Annotated in this window: 27 protein-coding genes and 1 tRNA gene; 16 read left to right on the top strand and 12 right to left on the bottom strand. The window is 53.6% G+C overall.

Annotated features, from left to right (window positions below; translation table 11 throughout):
* Window positions 1–5 precede the first annotated feature (5 nt).
* From napG to HV314_RS08890, 12 genes are all read left to right on the top strand, one after another.
* Entirely contained in the window at window positions 6–701 is a 696-nt protein-coding gene (gene napG, locus HV314_RS08835; protein WP_016153774.1) for a ferredoxin-type protein NapG, read from the top strand.
* Window positions 688–1,551, top strand: coding sequence for a quinol dehydrogenase ferredoxin subunit NapH (gene napH, locus HV314_RS08840; protein ID WP_016153773.1), 864 nt, complete (start codon window positions 688–690; stop codon window positions 1,549–1,551). The genes napG and napH overlap by 14 nt, the downstream gene beginning before the upstream one ends.
* The gene (gene napB / locus HV314_RS08845) at window positions 1,548–1,997 is read left to right on the top strand and encodes a nitrate reductase cytochrome c-type subunit (RefSeq protein ID WP_016153772.1); all 450 of its coding nucleotides are present in this window, start codon (window positions 1,548–1,550) and stop codon (window positions 1,995–1,997) included. The genes napH and napB overlap by 4 nt, the downstream gene beginning before the upstream one ends.
* Window positions 1,998–2,006: 9 nt before the next feature.
* Window positions 2,007–2,609, top strand: a complete 603-nt coding sequence (gene napC, locus HV314_RS08850; RefSeq protein ID WP_003027548.1) for a cytochrome c-type protein NapC — start codon at window positions 2,007–2,009, stop codon at window positions 2,607–2,609.
* 20 nt (window positions 2,610–2,629) lie between these two features.
* Window positions 2,630–3,250: a cytochrome c biogenesis heme-transporting ATPase CcmA gene (gene ccmA / locus HV314_RS08855; RefSeq protein ID WP_016153771.1), complete on the top strand. Its 621-nt coding sequence runs from the start codon at window positions 2,630–2,632 to the stop codon at window positions 3,248–3,250.
* Window positions 3,247–3,906, top strand: coding sequence for a heme exporter protein CcmB (ccmB, locus tag HV314_RS08860; protein ID WP_181547867.1), 660 nt, complete (start codon window positions 3,247–3,249; stop codon window positions 3,904–3,906). The genes ccmA and ccmB overlap by 4 nt, the downstream gene beginning before the upstream one ends.
* A 76-nt stretch (window positions 3,907–3,982) precedes the next feature.
* Window positions 3,983–4,720 (top strand): heme ABC transporter permease, encoded by a 738-nt coding sequence (locus HV314_RS08865; RefSeq protein WP_016153769.1) that lies wholly within the window; start codon window positions 3,983–3,985, stop codon window positions 4,718–4,720.
* Window positions 4,717–4,929 (top strand): heme exporter protein CcmD, encoded by a 213-nt coding sequence (gene ccmD / locus HV314_RS08870; RefSeq protein WP_016153768.1) that lies wholly within the window; start codon window positions 4,717–4,719, stop codon window positions 4,927–4,929. Before HV314_RS08865 ends, ccmD begins: the two co-directional genes overlap by 4 nt.
* Window positions 4,926–5,405 carry a cytochrome c maturation protein CcmE gene (ccmE, locus tag HV314_RS08875; protein ID WP_016153767.1) on the top strand — a complete coding sequence of 160 codons (480 nt, stop codon included), beginning with the start codon at window positions 4,926–4,928 and terminating at the stop codon, window positions 5,403–5,405. Before ccmD ends, ccmE begins: the two co-directional genes overlap by 4 nt.
* The gene (locus HV314_RS08880) at window positions 5,402–7,357 is read left to right on the top strand and encodes a heme lyase CcmF/NrfE family subunit (protein WP_016153766.1); all 1,956 of its coding nucleotides are present in this window, start codon (window positions 5,402–5,404) and stop codon (window positions 7,355–7,357) included. The genes ccmE and HV314_RS08880 overlap by 4 nt, the downstream gene beginning before the upstream one ends.
* Window positions 7,354–7,911 carry a thiol:disulfide interchange protein DsbE gene (gene dsbE / locus HV314_RS08885; RefSeq protein ID WP_003834613.1) on the top strand — a complete coding sequence of 186 codons (558 nt, stop codon included), beginning with the start codon at window positions 7,354–7,356 and terminating at the stop codon, window positions 7,909–7,911. Before HV314_RS08880 ends, dsbE begins: the two co-directional genes overlap by 4 nt.
* Window positions 7,908–8,957, top strand: coding sequence for a cytochrome c-type biogenesis protein CcmH (locus HV314_RS08890; protein WP_181547868.1), 1,050 nt, complete (start codon window positions 7,908–7,910; stop codon window positions 8,955–8,957). The genes dsbE and HV314_RS08890 overlap by 4 nt, the downstream gene beginning before the upstream one ends.
* Before the next feature lie 59 nt (window positions 8,958–9,016).
* Here the strand turns inward: HV314_RS08890 and narP are convergent, their stop codons facing one another.
* The 4 genes from narP to HV314_RS08910 form a co-directional block, all read right to left on the bottom strand.
* Window positions 9,017–9,664 (bottom strand): nitrate/nitrite response regulator protein NarP, encoded by a 648-nt coding sequence (gene narP, locus HV314_RS08895; RefSeq protein ID WP_016153764.1) that lies wholly within the window; start codon window positions 9,662–9,664, stop codon window positions 9,017–9,019.
* A 207-nt stretch (window positions 9,665–9,871) separates the two neighbouring features.
* A tRNA-Pro gene (locus HV314_RS08900) sits at window positions 9,872–9,948 on the bottom strand.
* Window positions 9,949–10,022: 74 nt separating this feature from the next.
* Complete coding sequence (gene yejM / locus HV314_RS08905) at window positions 10,023–11,783, bottom strand: LPS biosynthesis-modulating metalloenzyme YejM (RefSeq protein ID WP_016153760.1); 1,761 nt, start codon at window positions 11,781–11,783, stop codon at window positions 10,023–10,025.
* A gap of 31 nt (window positions 11,784–11,814) precedes the next feature.
* Window positions 11,815–12,042 carry a YejL family protein gene (locus HV314_RS08910; protein ID WP_003027506.1) on the bottom strand — a complete coding sequence of 76 codons (228 nt, stop codon included), beginning with the start codon at window positions 12,040–12,042 and terminating at the stop codon, window positions 11,815–11,817.
* 134 nt (window positions 12,043–12,176) lie between these two features.
* On the opposite strand from HV314_RS08910, the gene yejK reads away from it, so the two are divergent.
* Window positions 12,177–13,184, top strand: coding sequence for a nucleoid-associated protein YejK (gene yejK / locus HV314_RS08915; protein ID WP_016157002.1), 1,008 nt, complete (start codon window positions 12,177–12,179; stop codon window positions 13,182–13,184).
* A gap of 121 nt (window positions 13,185–13,305) precedes the next feature.
* On the opposite strand, the gene rplY is transcribed toward yejK, so the two are convergent.
* Together rplY and HV314_RS08925 are read right to left on the bottom strand one after the other, a co-directional pair.
* Window positions 13,306–13,590 (bottom strand): 50S ribosomal protein L25, encoded by a 285-nt coding sequence (gene rplY, locus HV314_RS08920; protein WP_016153758.1) that lies wholly within the window; start codon window positions 13,588–13,590, stop codon window positions 13,306–13,308.
* A gap of 124 nt (window positions 13,591–13,714) precedes the next feature.
* A complete protein-coding gene (locus tag HV314_RS08925) occupies window positions 13,715–15,475 on the bottom strand; it encodes a DEAD/DEAH box helicase (protein WP_181547869.1) in 1,761 nt (586 codons plus the stop codon).
* 150 nt (window positions 15,476–15,625) lie between these two features.
* Between HV314_RS08925 and rsuA the strand changes: the two genes are divergently transcribed.
* The 3 genes from rsuA (at window position 15,626) to HV314_RS08940 (ending at window position 18,217) form a co-directional block, all read left to right on the top strand.
* Window positions 15,626–16,333, top strand: coding sequence for a 16S rRNA pseudouridine(516) synthase RsuA (gene rsuA / locus HV314_RS08930; protein WP_016153756.1), 708 nt, complete (start codon window positions 15,626–15,628; stop codon window positions 16,331–16,333).
* A gap of 15 nt (window positions 16,334–16,348) precedes the next feature.
* Window positions 16,349–17,539, top strand: a complete 1,191-nt coding sequence (locus HV314_RS08935; protein WP_016157000.1) for a Bcr/CflA family multidrug efflux MFS transporter — start codon at window positions 16,349–16,351, stop codon at window positions 17,537–17,539.
* A 333-nt stretch (window positions 17,540–17,872) separates the two neighbouring features.
* A complete protein-coding gene (locus tag HV314_RS08940) occupies window positions 17,873–18,217 on the top strand; it encodes a YejG family protein (RefSeq protein ID WP_029139605.1) in 345 nt (114 codons plus the stop codon).
* Between the two features lie 3 nt (window positions 18,218–18,220).
* On the opposite strand, the gene yejF is transcribed toward HV314_RS08940, so the two are convergent.
* The 6 genes from yejF to mepS form a co-directional block, all read right to left on the bottom strand.
* A complete protein-coding gene (gene yejF, locus HV314_RS08945) occupies window positions 18,221–19,810 on the bottom strand; it encodes a microcin C ABC transporter ATP-binding protein YejF (RefSeq protein WP_181547870.1) in 1,590 nt (529 codons plus the stop codon).
* Window position 19,811: 1 nt separating this feature from the next.
* On the bottom strand, window positions 19,812–20,837 hold the full coding sequence (locus HV314_RS08950; RefSeq protein ID WP_016153752.1) for an ABC transporter permease: 1,026 nt from the start codon (window positions 20,835–20,837) through the stop codon (window positions 19,812–19,814).
* The gene (locus HV314_RS08955; protein WP_016153751.1) at window positions 20,837–21,931 is read right to left on the bottom strand and encodes a microcin C ABC transporter permease YejB; all 1,095 of its coding nucleotides are present in this window, start codon (window positions 21,929–21,931) and stop codon (window positions 20,837–20,839) included. Before HV314_RS08955 ends, HV314_RS08950 begins: the two co-directional genes overlap by 1 nt.
* A complete protein-coding gene (locus tag HV314_RS08960; protein WP_181547871.1) occupies window positions 21,932–23,746 on the bottom strand; it encodes an extracellular solute-binding protein in 1,815 nt (604 codons plus the stop codon). It lies immediately after the preceding gene.
* Between the two features lie 99 nt (window positions 23,747–23,845).
* On the bottom strand, window positions 23,846–25,405 hold the full coding sequence (locus HV314_RS08965; protein WP_181547872.1) for a cyclic di-GMP phosphodiesterase: 1,560 nt from the start codon (window positions 25,403–25,405) through the stop codon (window positions 23,846–23,848).
* 174 nt (window positions 25,406–25,579) lie between these two features.
* Window positions 25,580–26,149 (bottom strand): bifunctional murein DD-endopeptidase/murein LD-carboxypeptidase, encoded by a 570-nt coding sequence (gene mepS, locus HV314_RS08970; protein WP_003027474.1) that lies wholly within the window; start codon window positions 26,147–26,149, stop codon window positions 25,580–25,582.
* Between the last annotated feature and the right edge of the window lie 294 nt (window positions 26,150–26,443).

A 26,443-nucleotide genomic window follows, 5' to 3' on the forward strand; every position in this document is an offset into this window, starting at 1 on the left:
GCGTTATGTCCCGGTCAGCAAAACCCCAAAATGGCCGCCGCCGCTTTCTGCGCGATATGGTTCGCGCAGCGGGCGGACTGGCCGTCGTTGGCGTGGCGCTGGGGTTGCAACAGCAAACCGCACGTGCAACCGGCGTGCGGCTACGCCCGCCAGGCGCACTGAGCGAGGAGGCATTCGCCAGTGCCTGCGTGCGCTGTGGTCAGTGCGTTCAGGCCTGCCCGTATGACACGCTGAAGCTGGCGACGCTGGCCTCAGGGCTGGCTGCCGGTACGCCGTATTTTGTCGCGCGTGATATTCCCTGCGAAATGTGTGAAGACATTCCGTGCGCCAAAGTTTGCCCCAGCGGTGCGTTGGACAGGGACATTGAATCTATTGACGATTCACGCATGGGGCTGGCGGTACTGCTGGATCACGAAAACTGCCTCAACTATCAGGGATTACGCTGCGACGTTTGCTATCGCGAATGCCCGAAAATCGATGAGGCTATCACCCTGGAGCTGGACCGCAACATGCGTACCGGCAAGCATGCGCGGTTTATTCCAACCGTGCACAGCGATGCCTGTACCGGCTGCGGGAAATGCGAAAAAGTGTGCGTCCTGGAGCAGCCAGCAATAAAAGTGCTGCCCCTGTCGCTGGCGAAAGGGGAGTTAGGACACCATTACCGCTTCGGTTGGCTGGAGGGGAACAATGGCAAATCGTAAACGTGACGCCGGGCGTGAAGCGCAGGCAAAAAAAGGATGGTGGAAGAGTCATCGCTGGCTGGTGCTGCGTCGTCTGAGCCAGTTTCTGATACTGGCGATGTTCCTTAGCGGCCCATGGCTTGGCGTCTGGATCCTGCATGGCAATTACAGTAGCAGCCTGTTGCTGGACTCCATCCCGTTCACCGATCCGCTGATTACCCTGCAAAGCCTGGCCAGCGGACACCTGCCGGCGACGGTTGCGTTAACGGGGGCGGTCATCATCACGGTGCTGTATGCCCTGGCGGGTAAGCGACTGTTTTGCAGTTGGGTTTGTCCCATGAACCCTGTCACCGATTTAGCCAGTTGGTTGCGCAGAAGGTTTGACCTGAATCAGTCTGCAACCCTGCCGCGCCATATACGGTACGTCCTGCTGGTGGTTATCCTGGTCGGTTCCGCCGTGACCGGTACGCTGCTGTGGGAGTGGATAAACCCAGTCTCTTTGCTCGGACGGAGCCTGGTCATGGGATTTGGCAGCGGGGCGCTGCTGATCCTCGCGCTGTTTTTATTTGATCTACTGGTTGTTGAGCATGGCTGGTGCGGGCATCTTTGCCCACTGGGTGCGCTGTATAGCGTGGTGGGGAGTAAAGGTGCATTAACCGTTTCGGCAAAAGAACGTAACAGATGTAACCGCTGTATGGATTGTTTTCATGTTTGCCCGGAACCGCATGTGCTACGTGCGCCGGTGCTGGATGAGCAAAGTCCGGTGCAGGTAACCAGCCGCGATTGCATGGCCTGCGGTCGCTGTGTGGATGTCTGTTCTGAGGATGTTTTTACAATAACAACACGATGGAGTTCGGGAGCGAAATCATGAAAAGCCATGACCTGATTAAAGCGCTGAGTCAATGGACGGCTGCGCTGGCCCTGGTAGTCAGTGGGGCCGTTTGGGCTGCAAACGGAGTGGATCTGAGTCAGTCACCGGAAGTCTCAGGGACACAAGAAGGGGCGATTCGCATGCCGAAAGAGCAAGTGCGTATGCCGCTGAACTATGTGAATCAGCCGCCGATGGTTCCGCACAGCGTTGAAGGGTATCAGGTGACGACTAACACTAACCGCTGCCTGCAATGTCACGGTGTGGAAAGCTATCGCACCACCGGTGCGCCGCGCATCAGTCCGACGCACTTTATGGACAGCGACGGTAAGGTATTGGCTGAAGTCGCGCCGCGTCGTTATTTCTGCCTGCAATGTCACGTTCCGCAGGCTGACGCCGCGCCGATTGTTGAAAATACCTTCACCCCCTCGAAAGGTTACGGGAAATAAGAGGTCATTATGGAAAATTCTAACCGTAAACCAGGCTGGATTAAGCGCGTCTGGCAATGGTGGCGTCGCCCCAGCCGTCTGGCGCTCGGCACGCTGTTGTTAATCGGCTTTGTGGGCGGCATTATTTTCTGGGGCGGCTTTAATACCGGTATGGAAAAGGCCAATACAGAAGAGTTCTGCATTAGCTGTCACGAAATGCGCAATACGGTGTACCAGGAATACATGGAAACCGTACACTACAACAACCGTAGTGGTGTGCGAGCGACTTGCCCTGATTGCCACGTCCCACATGAGTGGGGTCCGAAAATGATTCGTAAGATCAAGGCCAGTAAAGAGCTGTACGCGAAAGCACTGGGGTTGATAGATACACCGCAGAAATTTGAAGACCATCGTTTAACGATGGCGCAAAATGAGTGGCGGCGTATGAAAGATAACAATTCGCAAGAGTGTCGAAACTGTCACAACTTCGAGTTTATGGATTTAACCGCCCAGAAAGGCGTTGCGGCCAAAATGCACGACCAGGCCGTGAAAGACGGGCAAACCTGTATTGACTGTCATAAAGGGATAGCGCACAAACTGCCTGATATGCGCGAAGTCAAACCGGGATTTTAACAGGATGTAGATAACCAGGTATGCTTGAAGCCAGAGAATTACTTTGCGAGCGGGATGACAGAATACTGTTCAGCGATTTGTCATTTCGCGTCAACGCAGGGGAATGGGTACAAATTACCGGCAGCAACGGCGCAGGAAAAACCACTTTGCTGCGGTTACTTACCGGGCTGGCGCGTCCCGACGCAGGGGAGGTTTGCTGGCAAGAGCAACCGCTGCATCACGTGCGGGACAGCTACCATCAACAACTGCTGTGGATCGGACATCAGCCGGGGATAAAAACCCGGCTTTCGGCGTTGGAAAACCTGCGTTTCTTCCACCATGACGGCGACGTCGCACAGTGTCTGGCTGCGCTGGCGCAGGCGGGGCTTGCCGGATATGAAGATATCCCGGTGAATCAACTCTCCGCCGGACAACAGCGGCGCGTGGCACTGGCCCGTTTGTGGCTGACCCGCGCCCGGCTGTGGATCCTCGACGAACCCTTTACCGCCATTGATGTGAACGGCGTTGAGCGACTGACTCAGCGTATGGCGCAGCATACGGAGCAGGGCGGTATTGTTATTCTCACCACCCACCAACCGCTCAATGTAGAGACCGATAAAGTGCGACGTATTGCGCTGACCAGCGAGAGGGCAACGCAATGATGTGGCGAATCTTCCGTTTAGAACTACGAGTTGCGTTTCGTCATAGTGCGGAAATCGCCAATCCTTTATGGTTCTTCCTGATTGTTATTACGCTGTTCCCGCTGAGCATTGGGCCGGAACCGCAACTGCTGGCGCGTATTGCGCCGGGCATCATCTGGGTTGCGGCGCTGCTGGCGTCGTTGCTGGCGCTGGAGCGCCTGTTTCGTGATGATCTGCAGGACGGCAGCCTTGAGCAACTGATGCTGCTGCCGCTGCCGCTGCCGGCAGTGGTGCTGGCGAAAGTGATGGCGCACTGGGTCGTGACCGGCCTGCCGCTGCTGATCCTCTCGCCGCTGGTGGCGTTGCTGCTGGGCATGGATATGTACGGCTGGAAAATTATGGCGCTGACCTTGTTACTCGGGACGCCGACGCTGGGCTTCCTCGGCGCGCCGGGCGTGGGGTTGACGGTGGGCTTAAAGCGCGGCGGCGTGCTGTTAAGCGTGCTGGTACTCCCGCTCACCATACCCTTACTGATTTTTGCGACCGCGGCGATGGATGCGGCTTCCATGCACTTACCGGTTGAAGGGTACATGGCGATTCTGGGCGCGTTGCTGGTCGGCAGCGCCACGCTAAGCCCGTTTGCCACAGCTGTGGCGTTACGGATCAGCGTGCAGTAGCGCAGTTGAGATATGCAGGCCGGGCAAGGCGCTCCGGCACAACGGATATTAATTTACGGAGTCTGGTGACTGAACTATGTGGAAAACACTTCATCAATTGGCGATGCCTCCTCGGCTCTATCAGATCTGTGGCTGGTTTATCCCGTGGCTGGCGATTGCCAGCGCGGTGGTACTGATAACCGGATTGATCTGGGGCTTTGGCTTCGCGCCTGCGGATTATCAGCAGGGGCAGAGCTATCGCATTATTTATCTGCACGTTCCGGCGGCAATCTGGTCGATGGGTATTTATGCATCGATGGCCGTTGCCGCGTTTATTGGCCTGGTCTGGCAGATGAAAATGGCCAATCTGGCTCTGGCCGCGATGGCGCCCATTGGTGCCGTGTTTACCTTTATTGCGCTGGTGACGGGCTCTGCATGGGGCAAACCGATGTGGGGCACCTGGTGGGTCTGGGATGCCCGACTCACCTCTGAACTGGTGCTGCTGTTTCTCTACGTCGGCGCCATTGCGCTGTGGCATGCATTTGACGACCGCCGTCTGGCTGGTCGCGCTGCCGGCATTCTGGTGCTGATTGGCGTGGTCAACTTGCCGATTATTCACTACTCGGTCGAGTGGTGGAATACGCTGCATCAGGGGTCGACCCGTATGCAGCAGAGTATCGATCCGGCAATGCGCGCGCCGCTGCGTCTGGCGATCGTCGGCTACCTGTTACTGTTTGTCACGCTGGCGCTGATGCGCATGCGTAACCTGATTTTGATGATGGAAAAACGCCGCCCGTGGGTGAGCGAACTGATCTTAAAAAGAGGCCGCCAATGACCCCTGCATTTGCATCATGGAGTGATTTTTTCGCGATGGGCGGTTACGCCTTGTATGTCTGGCTGGCTGTGGCGATGAGCATTGTCCCGCTGGTGGCGCTGGTGCTGCATTCTGCGTTACAGCATCGTGCAATCTTACGCGGTGTCGCGCAGCAGCGGGCGAGAGAAGCGCGCATGCGCGCGGCGCAAGTGCAACGGGAGGCGGCGTGAATATTCGACGTAAAAATCGGTTATGGATAGCCTGCGCGGTCCTGGCAGGTCTGGCTTTGACCATTTCGCTGGTGCTCTACGCGCTGCGTTCCAATATCGACCTGTTCTATACGCCGGGAGAGATACTCTACGGTAAGCGCGAAACGCAGCAAATGCCTGAAGTCGGCCAGCGCCTGCGCGTGGGCGGTATGGTTATGCCTGGCAGCGTAAAGCGCGATCCGCAGTCGTTGAAGGTGAATTTCAGCATCTATGACGCCGAAGGTGTGGTGGATGTCACCTATGAAGGCATTCTGCCGGATCTGTTCCGCGAAGGGCAGGGCGTCGTCGTTCAGGGCGAACTGGACGGGGGAAATCATGTGCAGGCCAAAGAAGTGCTTGCTAAACATGATGAAAATTACACCCCGCCGGAAGTCGAAAAAGCGATGCAGGAAAACCACCGTCGCCCGGAAAGTGTTTATAAGGATAAAACGTCATGATGCCTGAAATTGGCAATGCGCTGTTGTGCCTTGCGCTTGGCGTTGCATTACTGCTGTCGGTCTATCCGCTGTGGGGCGTAGCGCGCGGCGACGTGCGGATGATGGCCTCCGCGCGTCCCTTTGCCTGGGTACTGTTTATCTGTGTGATGGGGGCGTTCCTGATTCTGGTCAACGCCTTCGTGGTTAATGACTTTACCGTGACCTACGTCGCCAGCAACTCCAACACCCAGCTTCCGGTCTGGTACCGGGTGGCGGCGACGTGGGGGGCGCATGAAGGCTCGTTGCTGCTGTGGGTGCTGCTGATGAGCGGCTGGACGTTCGCCGTTGCGGCGTTCAGCCAGCGCATGCCGCTGGATATCGTCGCCCGCGTGCTGGCGGTCATGGGAATGGTCAGCGTCGGTTTCCTGCTATTTATTCTGTTTACCTCCAACCCGTTTGCCCGCACGTTGCCGAACTTCCCGATTGAAGGACGTGACCTGAACCCGCTGTTGCAGGATCCGGGGCTGATTTTCCATCCGCCGCTGCTGTACATGGGGTATGTCGGCTTCTCGGTCGCTTTTGCGTTTGCGATTGCTGCGCTGATGAGTGGACGACTGGACAGCACATTCGCCCGTTTTTCGCGTCCGTGGACGCTGGCCGCGTGGGTGTTTCTGACGCTGGGCATTGTGCTCGGTTCGGCCTGGGCCTATTACGAGCTGGGCTGGGGCGGCTGGTGGTTCTGGGATCCGGTTGAAAACGCCTCGTTTATGCCATGGCTGGTGGGAACGGCGCTGATGCACTCGTTGTCGGTAACCGAACAGCGCGCCAGCTTTAAAGCCTGGACGCTGTTGCTGTCAATCTGCGCATTCTCACTTTGTCTGTTAGGTACTTTCCTGGTGCGCTCCGGCGTACTGGTGTCGGTGCATGCTTTCGCCTCCGATCCGTCGCGCGGGATGTTTATTCTGGCCTTTATGGTGCTGGTAATTGGCGGCTCCCTGCTGCTGTTTGCGGTGCGCGGTCACAAGGTTCGCTCACGGGTGAACAACGCGCTGTGGTCGCGTGAATCACTGCTGCTGGGGAATAACGTCCTGCTGATTGCCGCCATGCTGGTGGTGCTACTGGGCACGCTGCTGCCGCTGGTGCACAAACAGCTGGGGCTGGGCAGCATTTCGATTGGCGAGCCGTTTTTCAACACCATGTTCACCTGGCTGATGGCGCCGTTCGCACTGTTGTTGGGGATTGGGCCATTAGTGCGCTGGGGCCGTGACCGACCGCGTAAACTGAAAACGTTATTGCTTATCGCGTTTGTCACCACCCTTGTTCTGTCGCTGCTGCTGCCGTGGCTGCTAGAGGATCGCATTGCCGCCATGACAGTGGTGGGGCTGGCGATGGCGTGCTGGATATTCGTACTGGCGATGTCCGAAGCGTTCCTGCGTATTTCCCGTGGGACAAAGCTGACGCCAAGCTACTGGGGCATGGTATCGGGTCACGTCGGGCTGGCGATTACCATTGTTGGTATTGCCTTTAGCCAGAACTACAGCGTTGAACGCGATGTGCGCATGAAAGCGGGTGATAGCGTTAGTATCCATAACTATCAGTTCACTTTCCGCGAAGTGAAAGATATTACCGGGCCAAACTACCGGGGCGGCGTTGCCATTATTGGCGTTACCCGAGACGGTAAGCCGGAAGCCACGCTGCATGCGGAAAAACGCTTCTATAACAGCACCAGTTCGATGATGACCGAAGCGGCAATTGACGGTGGATTCACGCGCGATCTGTACGCTGCGCTGGGTGAAGAACTGGATAATGGCGCATGGGCTGTACGCCTGTACTACAAACCGTTTATTCGCTGGATTTGGGCCGGAGGATTGCTGATGGCGCTGGGCGGGTTGTTCTGCCTGTTTGATCCACGCTATCGCCAGCGGACGCGTCCTCGCGCCGCGGTGCAAAAAAATGCGTCGGAGGCTGTATGAAGCGCAACGCACTGTTAATTCCGTTTATTATTTTTCTCATCATTGCGGCGGCGCTGTTGTGGCAGCTCGCGCGTAACGCTCAGGGGGACGATCCCACTAATCTGGAATCGGCGCTGATCGGCAAACCTGTTCCGACATTCCGCCTGGAGTCACTGGAAAATCCGGGTCAGCACTATCAGGCCGATGTGCTGACGCAGGGCAAACCGGTATTGCTGAACGTCTGGGCGACCTGGTGCCCGACCTGTCGCGCCGAGCATCAGTATCTGAATCAGCTGTCTGCGCAAGGCGTGCGGGTAGTGGGTCTGAACTATAAAGATGATCGTCAGAAAGCCATTGTCTGGCTCAAAGAGCTGGGTAATCCTTACTCATTAAGTCTGTTTGACGGCGACGGTATGCTCGGTCTGGATCTTGGCGTGTACGGTGCTCCGGAGACGTTCCTGATCGACGGCAAAGGCATTATTCGCTATCGCCATGCCGGCGATCTGAACGCCCGGGTGTGGGAGAGCGAGATCAAACCGTTATGGGACAAGTACAGTAAGGAGGCTGCGCAATGAGATTTTTACTGGGCCTGCTAATGCTGGTTATCTCGGGATCCGCGCTTGCGACTATCGACGTGATGCAGTTTAAGGACGAAGCGCAGGAGCAGCAGTTCCGCCAGCTTACTGAACAACTGCGTTGTCCTAAATGCCAGAACAACAGCATTGCCGATTCTAACTCGATGATTGCCACCGACCTGCGTCAGAAAGTGTACGAACTGATGCAGGAAGGAAAAAGCCAGAAAGAAATTGTCGATTACATGGTGGCGCGCTACGGCAACTTCGTCACTTACGATCCGCCGTTAACGCCGCTCACCGTGCTGCTGTGGGTGATGCCGGTGGTAGCGATTGGTCTGGGGGGCTGGATTATTTTCGCCCGTACTCGCCGACGCGTTCGGGTGAAACAGGAAGAGTTTCCTGACGATGTTATTCCGAATGGTAAGCGCGGTGGATTCGGGTTGTTTGTGCCTGGTATCGTGGTGGCGTTGGTGGTTGGCGCAGTAAGCTATTACCAAACCGGCAGCTATAAGCAGGTTCAGGTCTGGCAGCAGGCCACCGCTCAGGCTCCGGTGCTGCTGGAGCGGGCGTTGGATCCGAAAGCGGAACCGCTCAATGAAGAAGATATGGCGCGTCTGGCGCTGGGACTGCGCACACGTTTACAAGCCGATCCCGCAAATGTTGAAGGCTGGATCATGCTTGGACGCATTGGCATGGTTCTCGGTAACGCCAGTACGGCCACTGAAGCCTATGCCAATGCCTATCGACTGGATCCTAAAAACAGCGATGCGGCGCTGGGCTATGCGGAGGCGCTGACCCGTTCTTCCGATCCTGATGATAACCGTCGGGGAGGGGAGCTGTTACGCCAACTGGTGCGTGGCGAACATGCCAACGTGCGGGTTCTCAGCATGTACGCTTTCAACGCCTTTGAACAGCAGCGCTTTGGCGAGGCGGTTGCGGCGTGGGAGATGATGCTGAAACTATTACCTGCCAACGATACCCGTCGGGCGGTAATAGAACGGAGCATTAAGCAGGCGATGGAGCAGCTAACGCCGCAGGAGAAATAAGTATCCAGAATAGCCCCGATAGCGCTTCGCATATCGGGGCTATCCGGCCTCTTCATGGATTACTGCATTCCACGCGTTTGTAAAAACAGGATAGTGGCAGCAACGCGAGAGCGCACATTGAGTTTGCGCAGCAGGTTGCGAATATGCACTTTCACGGTCTGTTCGGAAATATTCAGCACTGACGCAATCTGTTTGTTCGACAGCCCCTGAGCCAGTTCATGCAATACATCCAGTTCACGTTCGGTGAGAATGCTGAAGGGATCTTCTTGTGCGCCGAACAGATCGCGTTCGCGCAGATATTCGCTGACGCGTGTGCTAAAAGCTTTACCGCCTTTGGCGCCGCTGCGAATGGCCTCCAGCAAGACTTCAGGATCGCTGTCTTTGAGTAAATAACCATCCGCGCCGGCATCAATTAAGGCGTACACATCGCTGGCGGCATCCGAGACGGTAAGAATAATAATTTGCGCGGTGACGCCATCCCGGCGCAGCGCATTCAGGGTGTCCAGTCCGCTCATGCCTTTCATATTGAGATCCAGCAGGATCACATCCAGGTCCAGACGGTTAGCCAGATCGATAGCGCTGGCACCGTCACCTGCTTCCGCGACTACGTTAAATGCGGGATCCAGTTGCAATAATTGACTAATTCCTCGCCGCATTAGTGGGTGGTCGTCGACAATCAGCACCCGAAAAGGCGTTGCTTCAGGCATACTATTCTCCTGAGTTTTTATTAGTATCATTATTGTTTTCAGCGCATCACTCGTCTAGTTTCATCGCGCTGATGAGAGGGTAAATTTTACCCCAATTTGTGCATGGGTAAGTAGTAAAACCTGTGCCAAAGGCCGGGGTAATAATAAGGAACGTGGAATCGCGGGCATAAAAAAACCAACCATGAAGGTTGGTTTTTCTGGGATTTTTGGTCGGCACGAGAGGATTTGAACCTCCGACCCCCGACACCCCATGACGGTGCGCTACCAGGCTGCGCTACGTGCCGACGCTATGGCTGCTAATACTACTGCTTTCCGCTGCGAATGCAAGGGGAAGCATCGCTAAGTGATTTATAATTAATCAGTTAGCAATAAATCGTTTCTCATCCGTCAGAACCTGTAGCAGCAGGCTTAGCTGCGGTTTCTGATCTTTTATTTTTTCGCCGCGTAAATCATAGGTCTGATAATTACCGTTGTTGTTCAGCACCAGCGTCATCTCTGGTGTAGTAACGGCCATCGTGCTGCCGTCGGCGGCGGTAACCCAGTAATGGCGGCGGTTTGCATTGAACAGATCCTGCCCCTGCGAGTATTCGTTAGCAGGCGTGCTGACGTGCAGCAGGCGCTGCATGAGCGTTGTCATCAGGTCTGTATGATCGGTCAGGCTATTGATGCGTTGGGCGGGCGTTCCCGGCCAGTGAATAACCAGCGGAACCTGCAGATGACCACGCGACCAGGCAAAATTGTTCTCTTCCTGAGTCAGCGGCACGCCCCGACCTGCGGTAATAATCACCACCGTGTTGTTCAGTTTACCGGAGTCGCGCAGGGCACTAAGAATACGGTTAATATTGGCATCCACATCCTGAGCGGCGCTGGCATAGCGTTTGGCAAAGTTCTTCTGGTTGCTGTTATCAAGGTTCGTCCCGTTAAAGGAGACCCACGAGAACCAGCGGTTATCTTCCTGCGCGTAGCGCCCCAGCCAGTTAATCCACTGGCTTGCGGTTTGTTCGTCAGATTGCGTTTGTACGCTTGGCATGGAGAAGTCTGACAGCAGCGCCTGGCGATACAGCGGGCTGGTAAAGCCATCCGAGGAGAATAGCCCTAACTGGTAACCCTGCTGGTTCAGTGCAGTAATAAGCGCCGCAGGCGTACGCGTCGACAAAATGCCGTCCATGTAGCTTGGCGAGACACCATAGAACAGGCCAAAGATCCCGTTATCCGTGGTGTTGCCTGAGCTCATGTGACGCGTAAACGAGATATTCTGCCCGGCGAATTCAGCCAGCGCAGGCATCTGTTTTTCAAAGCGTGAGTAGTTCAGACCGTCGACGGTAATCAGCAGCACGTTCTGACCGGTGCCCATATCGCGATAGCGCAGTTCGCTGAGCGGGTACTGCACGGAAACCGCTTCTGGATTGCCCTGTTCGATCAGGCGTCGCTGATACTCTTGCGCATCCAGCAGGCCATGTTTTTCCAGGAATTTACGTGCCGTCATCGGGTAGGAGAGCGGCAGATTCGCACGCTGCATGGTAATCGGGCGATAGAAATTGGCATCCGCCCAGATATACACCACGTGCGAGGCGATAAAGGAAACGAAGAAGAATGCTGCTAACGGTTTGGCAAAATGGCGACGACGCGTCAGGCTGCGCAGCTTTTGCCAGCTCCAGGTCGCAAACAGCATTTCAATTAACAGAATAACCGGTACGCTGATAAACATCAGCTGCCAGTCACGCGCCGCTTCATTCTGGTCTGGGTTGATGACCAGTTCCCAGACGATCGGATTGAGATGCAGGTGGAAGCGGGTAAAAACTTCGCTGTCGATTAGCAACAGCGTCATGCCAGCCGTCGCCAGAATAGCTGATAAGAATCGCATCAGCCTCTGGGACATGACGATAAACGTCAGGGGAAACAGGATCAGCAGATAGGTGGCGAACACCAGAAAGCTAAAATGCCCGACAACGCTCAGGTAGGAATAAACACGACCTGCAAGGGTTGTCGGCCAGTCGGCGACAAACAGGTAACGGCTACCGAGCACCATGGCCAACAGAATGTTGAACAAGGCAAACCAGTGCCCCCAGCTAACCATCTGGGAGACTTTCTCACGGTAGCGTTGACGATGAGTTACCATAAACTGTTGTTCGTTTCCCCGGAGCAGGCTCTTAATGCGCTTGGTCGTCGTTTACCGAAGACTGCAATGCGCGGGCAAAAGAGTTGGCAATCGCCTGGCGCTGGGCCGGTGCGATGCTTGTGTTGATAAGGTTAGTCACCATATTTCCCAGTACCATCAGGGAAAGGTCGGTCGGCGCCTTATGTTTTTCCAGTACGTTGAGCATCTCATTCAGCAGTTGTTCAACGTGTTCGTCACTATAGCGGGAAATTTGTGGCATAAATCGAAATCAGTCTGTTCATGAAAGGGCAACATATTACCGTACAGACAGTTTTTTTTCTGCTTTTTTATCTTCTATTGCGTCACTGCCCGGCAGGTGGTTGAATACCGCCCGGTCTAAAAGGAGAGTTTATCATGAGTCTGGATATCAACCAGATTGCCCTGCACCAGCTTATCAAACGTGACGAGCAGAACCTTGAGCTGGTCTTGCGCGATTCATTACTGGAACCGACAGCGACCGTTGTCGATATGATGGCTGAGTTGCATCGGGTGTACAGCGCCAAGAATAAAGCTTATGGCCTGTTTAGCGCAGAGAGTGAACTGGCGCAAACGCTGCGTTTACAGCGTCAGGGCGAAGAGGATTTTCTGGCCTTTAGTCGTGCAGCGACAGGGCGCTTGCGAGACGAACTGGCGAAATATCCTTTTGCTGATGGCGGCATTGTCCTGTTCTGCCATTACCGCTATCTGGCGGTAGAGTATCTGCTGGTCGCCGTGCTGAACAATTTAAGCAGTATGCGCGTCAATGAAAATCTGGATATCAACCCGACGCACTATCTGGATATCAATCATGCGGATATCGTGGCGCGTATTGATTTAACCGAGTGGGAAACCAACCCGGAGTCCACGCGCTATCTGACGTTCCTGAAAGGGCGGGTAGGGCGCAAAGTCGCCGATTTCTTTATGGACTTCCTGGGTGCCAGCGAGGGGCTTAACGCCAAAGCGCAAAACCGCGGCCTGTTGCAGGCGGTCGATGACTTTACCGCCGAGGCGCAACTCGATAAAGCAGAACGCCAGAACGTGCGTCAGCAGGTGTACAGCTACTGCAACGAGCAACTACAGGCCGGTGAAGAGATCGAGTTGGAGTCGCTGTCCAAAGAGCTTTCCGGCGTCAGTGAAGTCAGCTTCAGCGAATTTACCGCTGATAAAGGCTACGAGCTGGAAGAGAGCTTCCCGGCGGATCGCAGCACGCTGCGTCAGTTAACCAAATTTGCCGGAAGCGGCGGCGGGTTAACCATCAACTTCGACGCCATGTTACTGGGTGAGCGTATTTTCTGGGATCCAGCCACAGATACTTTGACCATCAAAGGTACGCCGCCGAACCTGCGCGATCAGCTACAGCGTCGTACCTCGGGCGGGAAATAAAGCCGTTTGCCGGATGGGGGCGTTAACGCCCCCATCCGGCTTGCGTGATTCATCTTTACCGCCAACAAAATCCCATAAAAAAACCCCGCCGAGGCGGGGTTTTTCTTCAACTTGTAAGCGATTACGCGCGAACGAAGTCGATGTGTGCCAGCTTCGGCTTGAACGGGTGACGCTGTACTGCCTGAGCTTTAACTTTCACTTCTTTACCGTCAACAACGATGGTCAGAACTTCGCTGTAGAATTCAGCTTTAGCTTGCATGTTCATAACTGCATCGTGATCCAGTTCGATAGCAACCGGGGCTTCTGCGCCACCATAGATGATTGCCGGGAACTTGTTAGCGGCACGCAGGCGGCGGCTCGCACCCTTACCCTGCTCTTTACGTACTTCAGCGTTGATAGTAAACATTTAAATCTCTCTTTAATAATTCCTGCTACAGGCGACCCAGCAACAGGTAAGTGATCTGCTTTGCGTATGCAAAAGCGGGCGAGATTCTATACTTAAACGGCTGGTACATCAATCAAAAGTACGATTAACCGCGTAATTCATGTGCCCGACGATAGCGTCCTTCATAATCGAAGACCTTTTCACGGACCTGCCAGTACTGACCTTTCATGCGCGCCACCACGAAATCAGGATGACGTAACAGCGCCTGCTGGGCGAGGATATCGGCGGCGGTTATCCAGCGTAAGGGAATGCCGGGCGTTCGGGTGTGCGGGCGAATAAACAGTTGCTCGAAAGCCGTACGCTGCGCGGGAGTATGCAGGCGAAAGCGTTCGCTAACGTCGGCACCATCTTCATCGTAATAGGTGATTTTTAGCCATTCGCCTTTTTCATCCTGGCCGTTTTGTAACACCATGCCGCTACAGCGCAGGACCAGCGCATCTTTGAGCCTGAGTGCGGCTTTCAGCATGTCATCCGGGTCAACCAGCACCGTGTCGCACTCCCGACAACGGCGGGCGGCGATATCATTTTCCGCGTTGCATTGTGGGCAGTTTTTAAAACGAAAACGAAAATCGCACTGTTCGCGATGGCCGTCATCATCTTCAAACCACCCCTGACAGCGGCGGCCAAAGTGTTCAATCAGCGTGCCGTCTGCCGTTGTTTTGCCCCAGAAGGTGTTTGCAAACCCGCAGGCGGGACAGAACACCTGCACCGGAACGTTATCGCTTTTTCCTTTCGGCGCCCCCACTTCCGGCGCGTAAAGATCGTGCGGGTTACCGGCATAATCGAGGATCAGACAGTCGGTTTTACCCGGCGCCAGGCGCAGGCCGCGACCGACAATTTGTTGGTAAAGGCTAACTGACTCCGTCGGGCGCAGAATGGCGATAAGGTCGACGTGCGGGGCATCGAAGCCAGTGGTCAGGACCGACACATTCACCAGATAGCGAAAGCGCTGGGCTTTGAACTCTTCAATCAGCACATCACGCTCAGCGCCAGGCGTGTCTCCGGTGATTAGCGCGGCATCGTCAGCAGGCAGCAGGCCCAGAATTTCTTTGGCGTGCTCCACTGTGGCGGCGAAAATCATCACCCCTTTGCGCGTCTGGGCAAACTCGACAATCTGGCTGATGATATGCGGCGTTATTCGCTGCTGCTTTTTCAGTTCCTGATTCAGATCCGTTTCGCTAAACAGGCCGTTACTCTGCGTCTGCAGGCGGCTGAAGTCATACTGCACTACCGGCATGTCGAGGCGTTCTGGCGGCGTCAGGTAGCCGTGTTTAATCATGTAACGCAACGGTAATTCATAAATGCAGTCACGAAACAGCGCTTTTTCATCGCCGCGCACCATACCGTGATAATGAAAGTGATAAATCCAGCCTTTGCCCAAACGAAAAGGAGTGGCAGTAAGCCCGAGCAGGCGTAAGTGGGGATTTACTTTGGTCAGGTGAGTGAGGATTTGCTGATACTGACTCTCGTCATCATCACCAATACGGTGACATTCATCGACGATAAGCAGCGAGAATTCTCCCTGAAAGGCGTCAAGATTACGCGCTACCGACTGTACGCTGCCAAATACCACTTTCCCGTGGCTCTCTTTACGCTTCAGACCTGCGGCAAAAATATCGGCTTCCAGCCCCAGCGCGCGATATTTGGCATGGTTTTGCGCGACCAGTTCTTTAACGTGCGCCAGTATCAGCACGCGACCACGCGCCACGCGGGCCAGTTCAGCAATCACCAGGCTTTTTCCCGCACCGGTTGGCAGGACGATAACCGCTGGCGTGCGATGGTGGCGGAAATGGTTGAGCGTGGCATCCACGGCTTCTTTTTGGTACGGGCGAAGAGTAAAAATCATGGGCTCATTAAGGTAAGCAGCAACAATGTATAGTATGCCATGAATCATTTCCCTTGAGGGATGGTGTAACGCCGCTATACTGGGCGGATAATCGTCCCACTTTTCGGGCGCAATCCCGCTTCTTGTTTTTTACAGGCAAAAATCACACTCATGCGACTTGATAAATTTATCGCTCAGCAACTCGGCGTCAGCCGCGCTATTGCCGGGCGTGAGATCCGTGCTAACCGCGTTACCGTCGACGGTGAAATCGTCAAAAACAGTGCCTTTAAGCTGCTGCCAGAACACGACGTAGAATATGACGGCAATTCCCTGATTCAACAAAATGGCCCGCGCTATTTTATGCTGAATAAACCTCAGGGTTATGTTTGCTCAACGGATGACCCGGATCACCCGACCGTGCTCTATTTCCTTGATGAGCCGGTTGCCTACAAACTGCATGCGGCAGGTCGCCTGGATATCGACACCACCGGACTGGTGCTGATGACCGATGACGGACAGTGGTCGCATCGCATCACTTCGCCACGTCACCATTGTGAGAAAACCTATCTGGTGACGCTGGAGTCGCCGGTGGCAGATGACACCGCCGAACAGTTTGCCCATGGCGTACAACTGCATAATGAGAAAGACCTGACCAAACCGGCCGTGCTGGAGGTTATTACGCCAACTCAGGTGCGATTGACCATCAGCGAAGGGCGCTATCATCAGGTTAAACGTATGTTTGCCGCCGTCGGTAACCACGTTGTGGAACTGCACCGTGAACGGATTGGTGACATCAAGCTTGATGAGGATCTGGAGCCGGGCGAATACCGTCCATTGACCGAAGAAGAAATCGCCAGCGTTAACTTAACCCCGCGTTAATTTCAGGAGCTAAATGTGACCACCCGGCAGAACTCGTCAATTGCCATTGTCTTTATCCTTGGCTTGTTAGCCATGCTGATGCCGTTGTCGATTGATATGTATCTTCCGGCACTACCTGTTATCTCTGAACAGTTTGGTGTGCCTGCAGGTAGCGCGCAGATGACCCTCAGTACCTATATTCTTGGGTTCGCGGTGGGGCAGTTACTCTATGGTCCAATGGCTGACAGCATTGGGCGCAAGCCGGTGATTCTGGGCGGGACGCTGGTGTTTGCGGCGGCGGCAGTTGCCTGTGCGCTGGCACAAACTATCGATCAACTGATCGTGATGCGTTTCTTCCATGGTCTGGCTGCGGCTGCGGCGAGCGTGGTTATCAACGCCCTGATGCGCGATATCTATCCGAAGGAAGAGTTTTCGCGCATGATGTCCTTTGTCATGCTGGTCACGACAATTGCACCCTTACTGGCACCCATCGTGGGCGGCTGGGTATTGGTATGGCTGAGCTGGCACTACATCTTTTGGATCCTCGCCGTGGCGGCTATTCTGGCGTCGGTGATGATCTTTACGCTGATCAAAGAGACCTTGCCGGTTGAGCGCCGCCAGCCGTTTCGCTTGCGTACTACTCTCGGCAACTTTGCCTCGCTGTTTCGCCACAAGCGTGTACTGAGCTATATGCTGGCCAGTGGGTTTAGTTTTGCCGGGATGTTCTCGTTCCTGAGCGCCGGACCTTTTGTTTACATTGAGATTAACCACGTTTCACCGCAGCATTTCGGCTATTACTTCGCGCTGAACATTGTTTTCCTGTTCGTGATGACCATCATCAACAGCCGCTTTGTTCGTCGGGTTGGGGCATTGAATATGTTCCGTGCTGGCCTGTGGATCCAGTTCGTGATGGCGGGCTGGATGGTCTTTAGCGCGCTGTTCGGGGTTGGTTTCTGGGCGCTGGTGGTGGGCGTTGCGGCGTTTGTTGGCTGCGTGTCAATGGTGTCATCCAACGCCATGGCGGTCATTCTGGATGAATTTCCGCATATGGCGGGAACGGCGTCATCGCTGGCAGGGACGTTCCGTTTTGGCATTGGCGCCATCGTTGGGGCACTGCTGTCACTGGCGACTTTTAACTCGGCCTGGCCGATGATCTGGTCGATAGCATTTTGCGCTACCTGCTCAATTCTCTTCTATCTCTACGCCAGCCGCGCCAAAAAACGGTGATCTATTACACAACCTGGGGGCGATAGGGCCTCCAGAGTTGATATACATCAACCGCAAATCTATCTGTTTCCCCGTTTATGTTTATTTTATGTAAAATCAATTTATGTAAAAAGTCACATCATTGTAGTTAAAAAGGTTGAGTTAGATCGCAGAAACGAGTACATATAGCGCGGAAATATGCCAGAACCGTTGAATAAATTTAAATATTTGGTTCGGAAAGTGGCATAAAGTCAGGGTGTAAACGTTTACGAACTGTTTAAAGACGTATTGTCAATGATGTGTTAATATTGATGTAAAATAATTGTGAAGTGATTGTACTTCCAGGGAAAGAAAGTGATGACATTACAACTCTCAATCGTTCATCGTCTGCCACAGTGCTATCGTTGGTCGGTGGGTTTCGCAGGTTCAAAGGTTGAACCGATTCCGCAAAACGGTCAGAGCAATGAGAACAGCCTGGTGGCGCTCAAATTGCTTAGCCCTGATGGTGACAGCGCGTGGTCAGTCATGCATAAACTCAGCCAGGCCCTCAGCGACATTGAGGTACCTTGTTCCGTGTTGGAATGCGAAGGGGAGCCGTGCCTGTTTGTGAATCGTCAGGATGAATTTGCCGCGACCTGCAGACTGAAAAATTTCGGCGTGGCCATCGCAGAGCCGTTTTCAAATAACAATCCGTTTTGAGCGTCAGCTTTGCGCGAGCAGCTGACGCGTATATGCCTGCTGTGGCGCGTTAAATACGTGCTCGCATTGTCCTTGCTCCACGACCTCTCCCTGCCTTAGCACAATAACCTGATGGCATAACGCGCGTACTACGTGCAAATCATGGCTGATAAAGATATAAGCCAGGCGATGCTTTTCCTGTAAAGACTTTAATAACGTCAGGATTTGCGCCTGTACGGTTCTGTCGAGCGACGATGTTGGTTCATCCAGAATGATCAGGGAAGGCTTGAGAATCAAGGCTCTGGCAATGGCTATGCGTTGACGTTGACCGCCGGAAAACTCCGCCGGGTAACGATGCCGCGTTTCGCTATCCAGTCCCACTTCCGCCATTACCGCTTTCACCTGCGCTTCGCGCTGTTCGGCTGACAGGGTTGGCTGATGAACGCGCAGTCCCTCCTCAATAATCTGTAGCACGCTCAGGCGCGGGTTCAGCGAGGAGTTGGGATCCTGAAAAACAACCTGAATGCGGTGACGTACCGGTAACAGCTGGCGGCGATTTAAGGTATGCAGCGCCAGGCCATCGAACACAATGCTTCCCTGTGAGGTGATTAACCTCAGTAGCGCCAGGCCGGTAGTGCTTTTCCCCGATCCTGACTCCCCGACCAGCCCCAGCGTTTCACCGGGGCGGAGGGAAAAACTGACGTTGTTAACCACAACGTTATGGTCCACCACGCGCTTCAGGATACCTTTACGGATGGGGAAGGCGACGCAGAGTTTTTCCACTTCCAGCAATGGAGCTTGCCCGGCAGGTACAGGCACCGGATCGCCGGAAGGTTCGCTGTTTAACAATTTCTGCGTGTAGGGATGCGTTGGCGCAGTGAGCAGCTGCGCTGCTCGATTTTGCTCAACGCACTGGCCGTTTTGCATCACCGCAACGGTATCGGCCAGTTTTTTCACAATGCTGAGGTTGTGGGTGATAAACAGTAATCCCATGTTCAGCTCGCGCTGTAACTCCCGCAGCAGCTGCAGGATTTGCGCCTGTACGGAGACATCCAGCGCGGTGGTCGGTTCATCGGCAATAAGCAGCTCCGGTCGCGTAAGCAGCGCCATGGCGATCATCACGCGCTGGCGTTCGCCGCCGGATAGCTGGTGCGGATAGTCTGCGAGACGTTTGGCCGCCTGACGGATGCCGACCCGATCCAGACAGGTCAGTATTTCTGCCCGCGCGGCCTCCCGACGCATTCCCCGATGCAGCGATAGCACTTCATACAGCTGTTTTTCAAGGTTGTGAAGCGGGTTTAGCGACACCATTGGTTCCTGGAAAATCATGGCGATTTTATTCCCGCGAACGCCGCGAAGCGTCTGCTCATCGGCATGAAGCAATGATTCGCCATGAAAACGGATGTCGCCGGAAAGGTAGACTGCGGGAGGGGTCGGTAATAACCGTAGAATAGAAAGCGCGGTCACGCTTTTACCCGAACCGGACTCGCCCACCAGCGCCAGAGTTTGCCCGGCTTCAACCCTCAGTGAGAGGGTATTGACCACGGTGCGCACGGTCTCCTGTTGGCGAAAACCTACCGATAAATTTTCAATAGCTAACAGCGGTTGTGTCATCTTAAATCGCCTTGTTGGGATCGAACGCGTCGCGTACCGCTTCACCAATAAATATCAGTAGCGATAATAGCAGAGCAACGGAGATGAACGCGGTGATGCCAAGCCACGGTGCCTGCAGGTTGTTTTTACCCTGTAACAGGAGTTCTCCCAGCGATGGCGATCCAAGCGGTAAGCCGAAGCCAAGAAAATCCAGCGAGGTCAGAGTGGTGATCGAGGCGCATAATATAAACGGTAAAAAGGTCAGGGCGGCGACCATCGCATTGGGCAGCATATGGCGCAGAATAATACTGCGATCGCTCACGCCGAGCGCCTGAGCGGCACGAATGTAATCAAAGTTTCGGGTACGTAAAAATTCCGCGCGTACCACGCCAACCAGGCTCATCCAGCCAAACAGCACGGTAATGCCCAGTAGCCACCAGAAGTTTGGCTGGACCACGCTCGACAGCAGTATGATCAAAAACAGCGTTGGCATACCTGACCAAACCTCAATGAATCGTTGCCCCCACAGATCCACCTTGCCACCATAATAGCCCTGGATTGCGCCAGCCATGATCCCCATCACGCTGGAGCACAGGGTTAGCATTAATCCGAACAGGACAGAAATACGTGTGCCGTAGAGGATCCGTGCCAGCACATCACCACCGTTGGCGTCCGTTCCCAGCCAGTTTTGTGCAGAAGGCGGGGAAGGGAAGGGCTTATCAGTGGCAAAGTTAATGCTGGTGGCTCCAAAGCGTATCGGCGCCCACAGGATCCAGCCCCGGTTTTCCAGGCGCTGCTGTAACCACGGATCCTGATAATCAGCCTGGGTCGCCAATGGTCCGCCGAAGTCGCTTTCACTGTAGTTTTTGAACAGGGGGAAATACCAGCTACTGTCGTAGCGCACCAGTAGCGGCTTATCATTGGCAATCAGTTCTGAACACAGGCTAAGGCCGAAGAGCAGTAGAAAAATCCACAGCGACCAATAGCCGCGACGGTTATGGCGAAAACGCGCCCAGCGGGCCTGATTGACGGGGCTTAATCGCGACATTAGCGTCCCTCAAAATCAATACGGGGATCGACCAGCGTATAGCTGATGTCGCTGAGGATATTCAGCAGCAGACCGATCAGGGTGAAGATATAGAGCGTGCCAAACATTACCGGGTAGTCACGTGATACGGTGGATTCATAACCCAGTAGTCCCAGACCGTTAAGCGAAAACATCACTTCAATCAGCAGCGAACCGGTAAAAAACATGCTGATAAATGTTGCCGGGAAGCCAGCGATTACCAGCAACATGGCATTGCGAAACACATGTTTCCACAGAATGTTTTTCTCGCTGACCCCTTTGGCGCGCGCGGTGACGACATACTGTTTGCGTACCTCATCCAGAAATGAGTTTTTGGTCAGCATGGTTAGCGCGGCAAACCCCCCAACCACCGTCGCCAGCACTGGCAAGGTAATATGCCAAAGGTAGTCGGTCACTTTCTGATACCAGGGCAGGGAATCAAAATTGGCGGAAACCAGTCCGCGAAGCGGGAACAGGTCGTAATAGCTGCCCCCGGCAAAAAAGACGATCAGTAAAATCGCAAACAAAAAGGCCGGTATGGCATAGCCAATAATAATGAATGCGCTGCTCCAGACATCAAATCGGCTGCCGTTGTGAACGGCTTTGCGGATCCCAAGCGGTATCGACACCAGATAGATAATGAGCGTACTCCATAGCCCCAGCGTGACGGAAACAGGCAGGCTATCTTTGATAAGCGTCAGCACTGAGGCGCTACGAAACAGACTGTCGCCGAAATCGAAACGAATATAGTCCCAGAGCATTTTGAAATAACGCTCATGAATGGGCTTATCGAACCCGTAACGGCGAGTGATTTCGGCGATCACTTCCGGGTCAAGACCACGGCCACCTCGGTAATTACTGTCGCTGATATTGCCGACGCCGGTTTGCGCGTGGCTGGCGCGAATGCCTTCACTACCCGCGCCGGGTAATGCCCCGCTTTGTCCGAACTCAATAGCGGCGACGGCCTGCTCAACCGGACCACCGGGGGCAATCTGCACGATAAAAAAGTTGATGGTGATGATGGCCCAAAGCGTTGGGATCACCAGTAGCAGACGTCGAATCAGATAAGCGCCCATTTATTCTCCCTGCCGTCTGGCTGCTGGCAGTTTCGCCGCTTTGTTAACGTCATACCACCAGTTGTCGAGACCAATGGTATAAATGGGGCGAATAGCTGGATGCGAAAACTTATCCCACCAGGCGATGCGATCCTCTGCCATAAACCACATCGGCAACATGTAGTAGTTCCACGTTAATACCCTGTCCAGTGCCCGACCGAGTGGGATTAGTTTGGCTTTATCGCCCTGCGCCGCGATGATTTGGGTGATCAGTTTATCAATCACCGGGCTTTGCACACCCGGGGAGTTATAGCTGGAGTCAATATATTCAGAGGCCCAGAGAATTTGCAGGTCCGAACTTGGCCACGGCATTGCGCGATACAATCTCGGCATCATGTCATAGTCACGACTGCGCAGCCGGTTTGTGATTTGTGAGTTATCAACCTGGCGGATGTTCATTGTAATGCCTAAGCGCTGCAGGTTGTGCTGGAACGGCAGCACCCACTGACTGTTACTGCCCGCCGGGAGCAACAGTTCAAAGCTCAGGGGTTTACCGTTGGCGCTGTTTACGCGCTGCTGTCCCTTAAGTACCCATCCGGCCTGCTCCAGTAAGGCATCGGCTTTCAACAGGTTGTCACGATCGTAGCCATCGCCTTTTGATTTCGGCGGCTGATAAATTTGGCTGAAGACCTCAGGAGGGAGATCTTTTTTCAAGGGCGCAAGTATCACCAGTTCATCCGCATCGGGGTAATTTTTAGCGGCATACTCGGTATTCTGAAAATAGCTGTTGGTCCGACTCCAGGCGTTATAGAACAGAGCTTTATTCATCCATTCAAAATCAAATGCCAGGGTGATGGCTTCTCGCACCCGTCGGTCGCTGAACACTGGGCGCTGAATATTAAACGCCAGCCAACGCGTATCCTGGGCGGATTCGTTTTTTTGCTCATCTTTGATGATGTAATGATTCGCGAAATTTTTACCGGTATAACGTGTCGCCCAGTTTTTAGCATCGTTTTCAAGACGCAGGTCAAACGCCCCGGCCTTAAACGCTTCAAAGGCGACGTTGTCATCCAGATAGTAGTCGTAGCGGATGGTATCAAAGTTCCAGCGGCCACGGTTGACGGGCAGATTAGCGGCCCAATAATCGTTGACGCGCGAATAGACAATGTACTGACCCATCTTCCATTTCGTGATGCGATAAGGACCGCTGGCGAGCGGAGGCGATGATAAGGGATCGCTGAGCTTATGATCTTTCCAGTATTTCTCTGGCATCACGGGTAATGAAAACAGGCTGAGCATGTCCTCTTTACCCGGTTTGGCTAATTCAATACGTACGGTTAATGGCGCGATCGCTTTTACCGTTGTTCCCTTGTAGACCAGGCGAAATTGCGGCACGCCTTCAGTCATAAATTTGTGGAAGGTGAATGCGACATCGCTGGCGGTAATGGGGGAGCCATCGTGAAAACGCGCTCGCGGATTGATGGCGATTTCTACCCAGGAATAGTCATCAGCATAGCGTGCGCTGTCGGCGATGAGCGGATAATAGCTGCCAGGTTCATCGTCAGAGGTAGTAAACAGCGTATCGTAAAGCGTTTCGGTACGTGCTCCGGGGTTACCGCGCATCGCATAGCGGTTGAAGTTATCGAACGTGCCGATGGCGGAGAGGGTGATTTGCCCGCCTTTGGGGGCCGCAGGGTTGACGTAATCAAAGTGATTAAAGTTAAACGCGTACTTCGGTTCGCCCAGTACGGCAAAAGCATAGCTTTCTTTGATGGACTGCGCCTCGGCGCTAAACCCGATGAGGGCGATAAACAGCAGCAATACGCGAGGGATCATTAAATGCGATTTCCTTTTCCTGCCACAACCCGACGGGCATCATGCCTGAAAGATAAGGGATGTGGCGGCGAGTGAGAGTATATGATTCGCATACTGCGATCACCACGTCGGCTTATTGGGCTGCGCCATCCAACGCACGAAATCAGCAAGTTTTAATGGTCGGCTAATCCAGTATCCCTGGAAAAAATGCACCCCACGATCGCGCAGCCAACGGGCTTGCTCAGGCGTTTCAACCCCTTCAGCCACCGTCAGCATATTAAGACGCTTAGAGAGTGTCAACACGGCGTCCAGAACCAGAGAGGTCAGGGTCTCTGTTCCAATGGCGTTAATAAAGCCGCGATCGATTTTCAGGTAGTCAACGGTAAAGCGTTCCAGATAAATCAGCGCGCTATGACCGGTGCCAAAATCATCAATGGCAATTTCAAAACCTGCTGAATGAAGCCATTCAAAAAGCTTTGTGGCCTCGTGTTGATTAAGCATATCCCGTTCGGTGATCTCCAGCACCATCTGGAAATGGTTTGCGGGAAGCGACGCCTGCAGGTGATGAATGTCGTCTTTAAACGTCTCGCCGTGCAGATGCGTTGGCGCGATATTGATCCCCAATTTTGCGCCAGCGGGTAACACTTTTTGCAGCATCGGTGCGTCCTGGGCTATCAACTTAAAGAGATGCTGGGTCAGCGGGACAATCATTTTCTGGGATTCGGCGTAGTGAATAAAAGCATCCGGAGGGATCTCACCCGTTGTCGGATGATTCCAGCGTAATAACACCTCTACACCTTTCACCTCCAGTGTCTGCACCTCTACCACGGGTTGGTACACCACATAAAACTGGTTATGTTTTATAGCGTTGAGGATATCTTTGCCCGGACGTAAACGGATGGTGTAGATGTAGTACCAGAGAAGAAGCGCAGCAATAATCCCCGCCATGCATCCCAACATAATCGAATACCAGACATCGGTATAGGTCCACTCATCGGCATATAAACGAATCTGTAGCGGAATACCTTCCACGGTCGCCTGCCGCCAGTGAGAGTGGGGCAGAGCGGAGGCATCAATAATCCGTGATGAAAATGTTGAAATCGCGTTATCACCGACGACTATGGCAATGCCATTAAAATCATCCTGTCGGGCGGTATAAAGCAGGTAAGGGGCCAGATTAATATTCAGTGAGGTAAACACGCCGCTATCAGTGAACGATGGGTTCCGGTGCCAAATCATTATCGCCGGCTTGTTCGGCATCATGGGCGTACCGGGGAGTAATTCCACATCAATATTTCTGCTGATATCGAGGCTTGGGACCAGATCTAAAATCGGGGTGAACATTGCGCCCGTTGCGGAGGAGCAGAAAGCAATGCCGTTTTTGACCAGTAAAAATGCGCGAACGTTGAGGCTAAAGGCCGCGCTGGAGGTCAGTTGAGCAGCGACTTGTTGGCAACTGTTGGCGACCAGTGGCTGAAGGTCATCTGTGGTGGATTTGAGATCGGCGAAGTAGCTGCTGACATAATTCTGGATATCGGAAAGGAGCGTGTCGTACTTAATGTCTCGTTTATGCCAGGTCACGAAAAATTGCAGGGTACTCACCAGGAGCGCGACGATAAGCCCCGTTAACATACAGGAAAGCAGGATTTTCTGATTGGATGAAGAGGAGCGTTTAAACATAGTTCCTTATGTTTACCTGAGTTAACCGCTTATTCTGTATGAATATAACCTGAAATGACTCACCTTGTGAGATTTTTCTTAGTCACAAGACAAAGCAAAAAAAAAAAGCACCGCCGAAGCAGTGCTTTTCAAAATGTCTCATCAGGATAGCCAAGGGATAGCTGCCAAACGAAATTAACTGCGGCTCAGGACCCGGCGAGCTTCGTTGTAACGTTTTTTCCAGTAAGGTTCGTTCATGCTGGAAATGATAACGCCGCTGCTGGTCGAGGCGTGTACAAACTGGTTGTTGCCGATATAAATACCGACGTGACGGCCAGTGGAGCCAGCACGGAACAGAACCAGATCGCCTGTGCGCAGGTTAGTGCGCGAAACGGATTTACCCGTTTCCTGTTGTTCGTAGGTTGAGCGAGGAAGCTCTAAACCAAATTGCTCGCGGAACGTACGTTGTACGAAGCTTGAACAATCAATGCCTTTTTTGGTGCTGCCGCCAAGGCGGTAACGCACGCCTTTCCAGTCAGCATACTGGTCCATAATACGTGATTTAACATCGATATTACGGACCATATTTTCAAATTCATCCTGAGAGGCTTGCAGTGAAGAGTTATCTCCATTGCCCACAGCATGCGTCTCAGAATGCATATTCCTGGCGGTGTTCGTTGTGCTACATGCAGAAAGCAGAACCGCAACTGCTATCGCGGGTATGCCCCGCAAGATATATCTCAAAATCGGTTGAGATTTGACCATTTTGTTTGTTTTCCCTTGAAGTCCTTAACGATAAATATCGTTATAAAAAATGCCAAACGTGACGAGACTAATTACCATCGCACGATGAGACAATTCTTTAAGGTCAAATCTGTGGCAGAACGCACAAATTTATTCCTGAAGAGAATAATTATCCCGCGAGGCAAAACGAGTTCGAGATTACCCGATCGGTCCGGTCATTGCGAGTGAATTTACGTGATTTCTTATAAGAAAAATTGATACAGAAAGTGAATAACCAGCATTGTCTAAATTAAGAACAATCAGGATAAAAAAGAT

The organism is Citrobacter sp. RHBSTW-00887, from assembly GCF_013728095.1.
In the GTDB taxonomy this organism is placed as follows: domain Bacteria; phylum Pseudomonadota; class Gammaproteobacteria; order Enterobacterales; family Enterobacteriaceae; genus Citrobacter; species Citrobacter braakii.

Bases quoted from the DNA above. Each gene is read 5' to 3' on its own strand.
- napG (WP_016153774.1), top strand. From the start codon at position 6: ATGTCCCGGTCAGCAAAACCCCAAAATGGCCGCCGCCGCTTTCTGCGC.
- napH (WP_016153773.1), top strand. From the start codon at position 688: ATGGCAAATCGTAAACGTGACGCCGGGCGTGAAGCGCAGGCAAAAAAA.
- napB (WP_016153772.1), top strand. From the start codon at position 1,548: ATGAAAAGCCATGACCTGATTAAAGCGCTGAGTCAATGGACGGCTGCG.
- napC (WP_003027548.1), top strand. From the start codon at position 2,007: ATGGAAAATTCTAACCGTAAACCAGGCTGGATTAAGCGCGTCTGGCAA.
- ccmA (WP_016153771.1), top strand. From the start codon at position 2,630: ATGCTTGAAGCCAGAGAATTACTTTGCGAGCGGGATGACAGAATACTG.
- ccmB (WP_181547867.1), top strand. From the start codon at position 3,247: ATGATGTGGCGAATCTTCCGTTTAGAACTACGAGTTGCGTTTCGTCAT.
- HV314_RS08865 (WP_016153769.1), top strand. From the start codon at position 3,983: ATGTGGAAAACACTTCATCAATTGGCGATGCCTCCTCGGCTCTATCAG.
- ccmD (WP_016153768.1), top strand. From the start codon at position 4,717: ATGACCCCTGCATTTGCATCATGGAGTGATTTTTTCGCGATGGGCGGT.
- HV314_RS08880 (WP_016153766.1), top strand. From the start codon at position 5,402: ATGATGCCTGAAATTGGCAATGCGCTGTTGTGCCTTGCGCTTGGCGTT.
- dsbE (WP_003834613.1), top strand. From the start codon at position 7,354: ATGAAGCGCAACGCACTGTTAATTCCGTTTATTATTTTTCTCATCATT.
- HV314_RS08890 (WP_181547868.1), top strand. From the start codon at position 7,908: ATGAGATTTTTACTGGGCCTGCTAATGCTGGTTATCTCGGGATCCGCG.
- narP (WP_016153764.1), bottom strand. From the start codon at position 9,664: ATGCCTGAAGCAACGCCTTTTCGGGTGCTGATTGTCGACGACCACCCA.
- yejM (WP_016153760.1), bottom strand. From the start codon at position 11,783: ATGGTAACTCATCGTCAACGCTACCGTGAGAAAGTCTCCCAGATGGTT.
- HV314_RS08910 (WP_003027506.1), bottom strand. From the start codon at position 12,042: ATGCCACAAATTTCCCGCTATAGTGACGAACACGTTGAACAACTGCTG.
- yejK (WP_016157002.1), top strand. From the start codon at position 12,177: ATGAGTCTGGATATCAACCAGATTGCCCTGCACCAGCTTATCAAACGT.
- rplY (WP_016153758.1), bottom strand. From the start codon at position 13,590: ATGTTTACTATCAACGCTGAAGTACGTAAAGAGCAGGGTAAGGGTGCG.
- HV314_RS08925 (WP_181547869.1), bottom strand. From the start codon at position 15,475: ATGATTTTTACTCTTCGCCCGTACCAAAAAGAAGCCGTGGATGCCACG.
- rsuA (WP_016153756.1), top strand. From the start codon at position 15,626: ATGCGACTTGATAAATTTATCGCTCAGCAACTCGGCGTCAGCCGCGCT.
- yejF (WP_181547870.1), bottom strand. From the start codon at position 19,810: ATGACACAACCGCTGTTAGCTATTGAAAATTTATCGGTAGGTTTTCGC.
- HV314_RS08950 (WP_016153752.1), bottom strand. From the start codon at position 20,837: ATGTCGCGATTAAGCCCCGTCAATCAGGCCCGCTGGGCGCGTTTTCGC.
- HV314_RS08955 (WP_016153751.1), bottom strand. From the start codon at position 21,931: ATGGGCGCTTATCTGATTCGACGTCTGCTACTGGTGATCCCAACGCTT.
- HV314_RS08960 (WP_181547871.1), bottom strand. From the start codon at position 23,746: ATGATCCCTCGCGTATTGCTGCTGTTTATCGCCCTCATCGGGTTTAGC.
- HV314_RS08965 (WP_181547872.1), bottom strand. From the start codon at position 25,405: ATGTTTAAACGCTCCTCTTCATCCAATCAGAAAATCCTGCTTTCCTGT.
- mepS (WP_003027474.1), bottom strand. From the start codon at position 26,149: ATGGTCAAATCTCAACCGATTTTGAGATATATCTTGCGGGGCATACCC.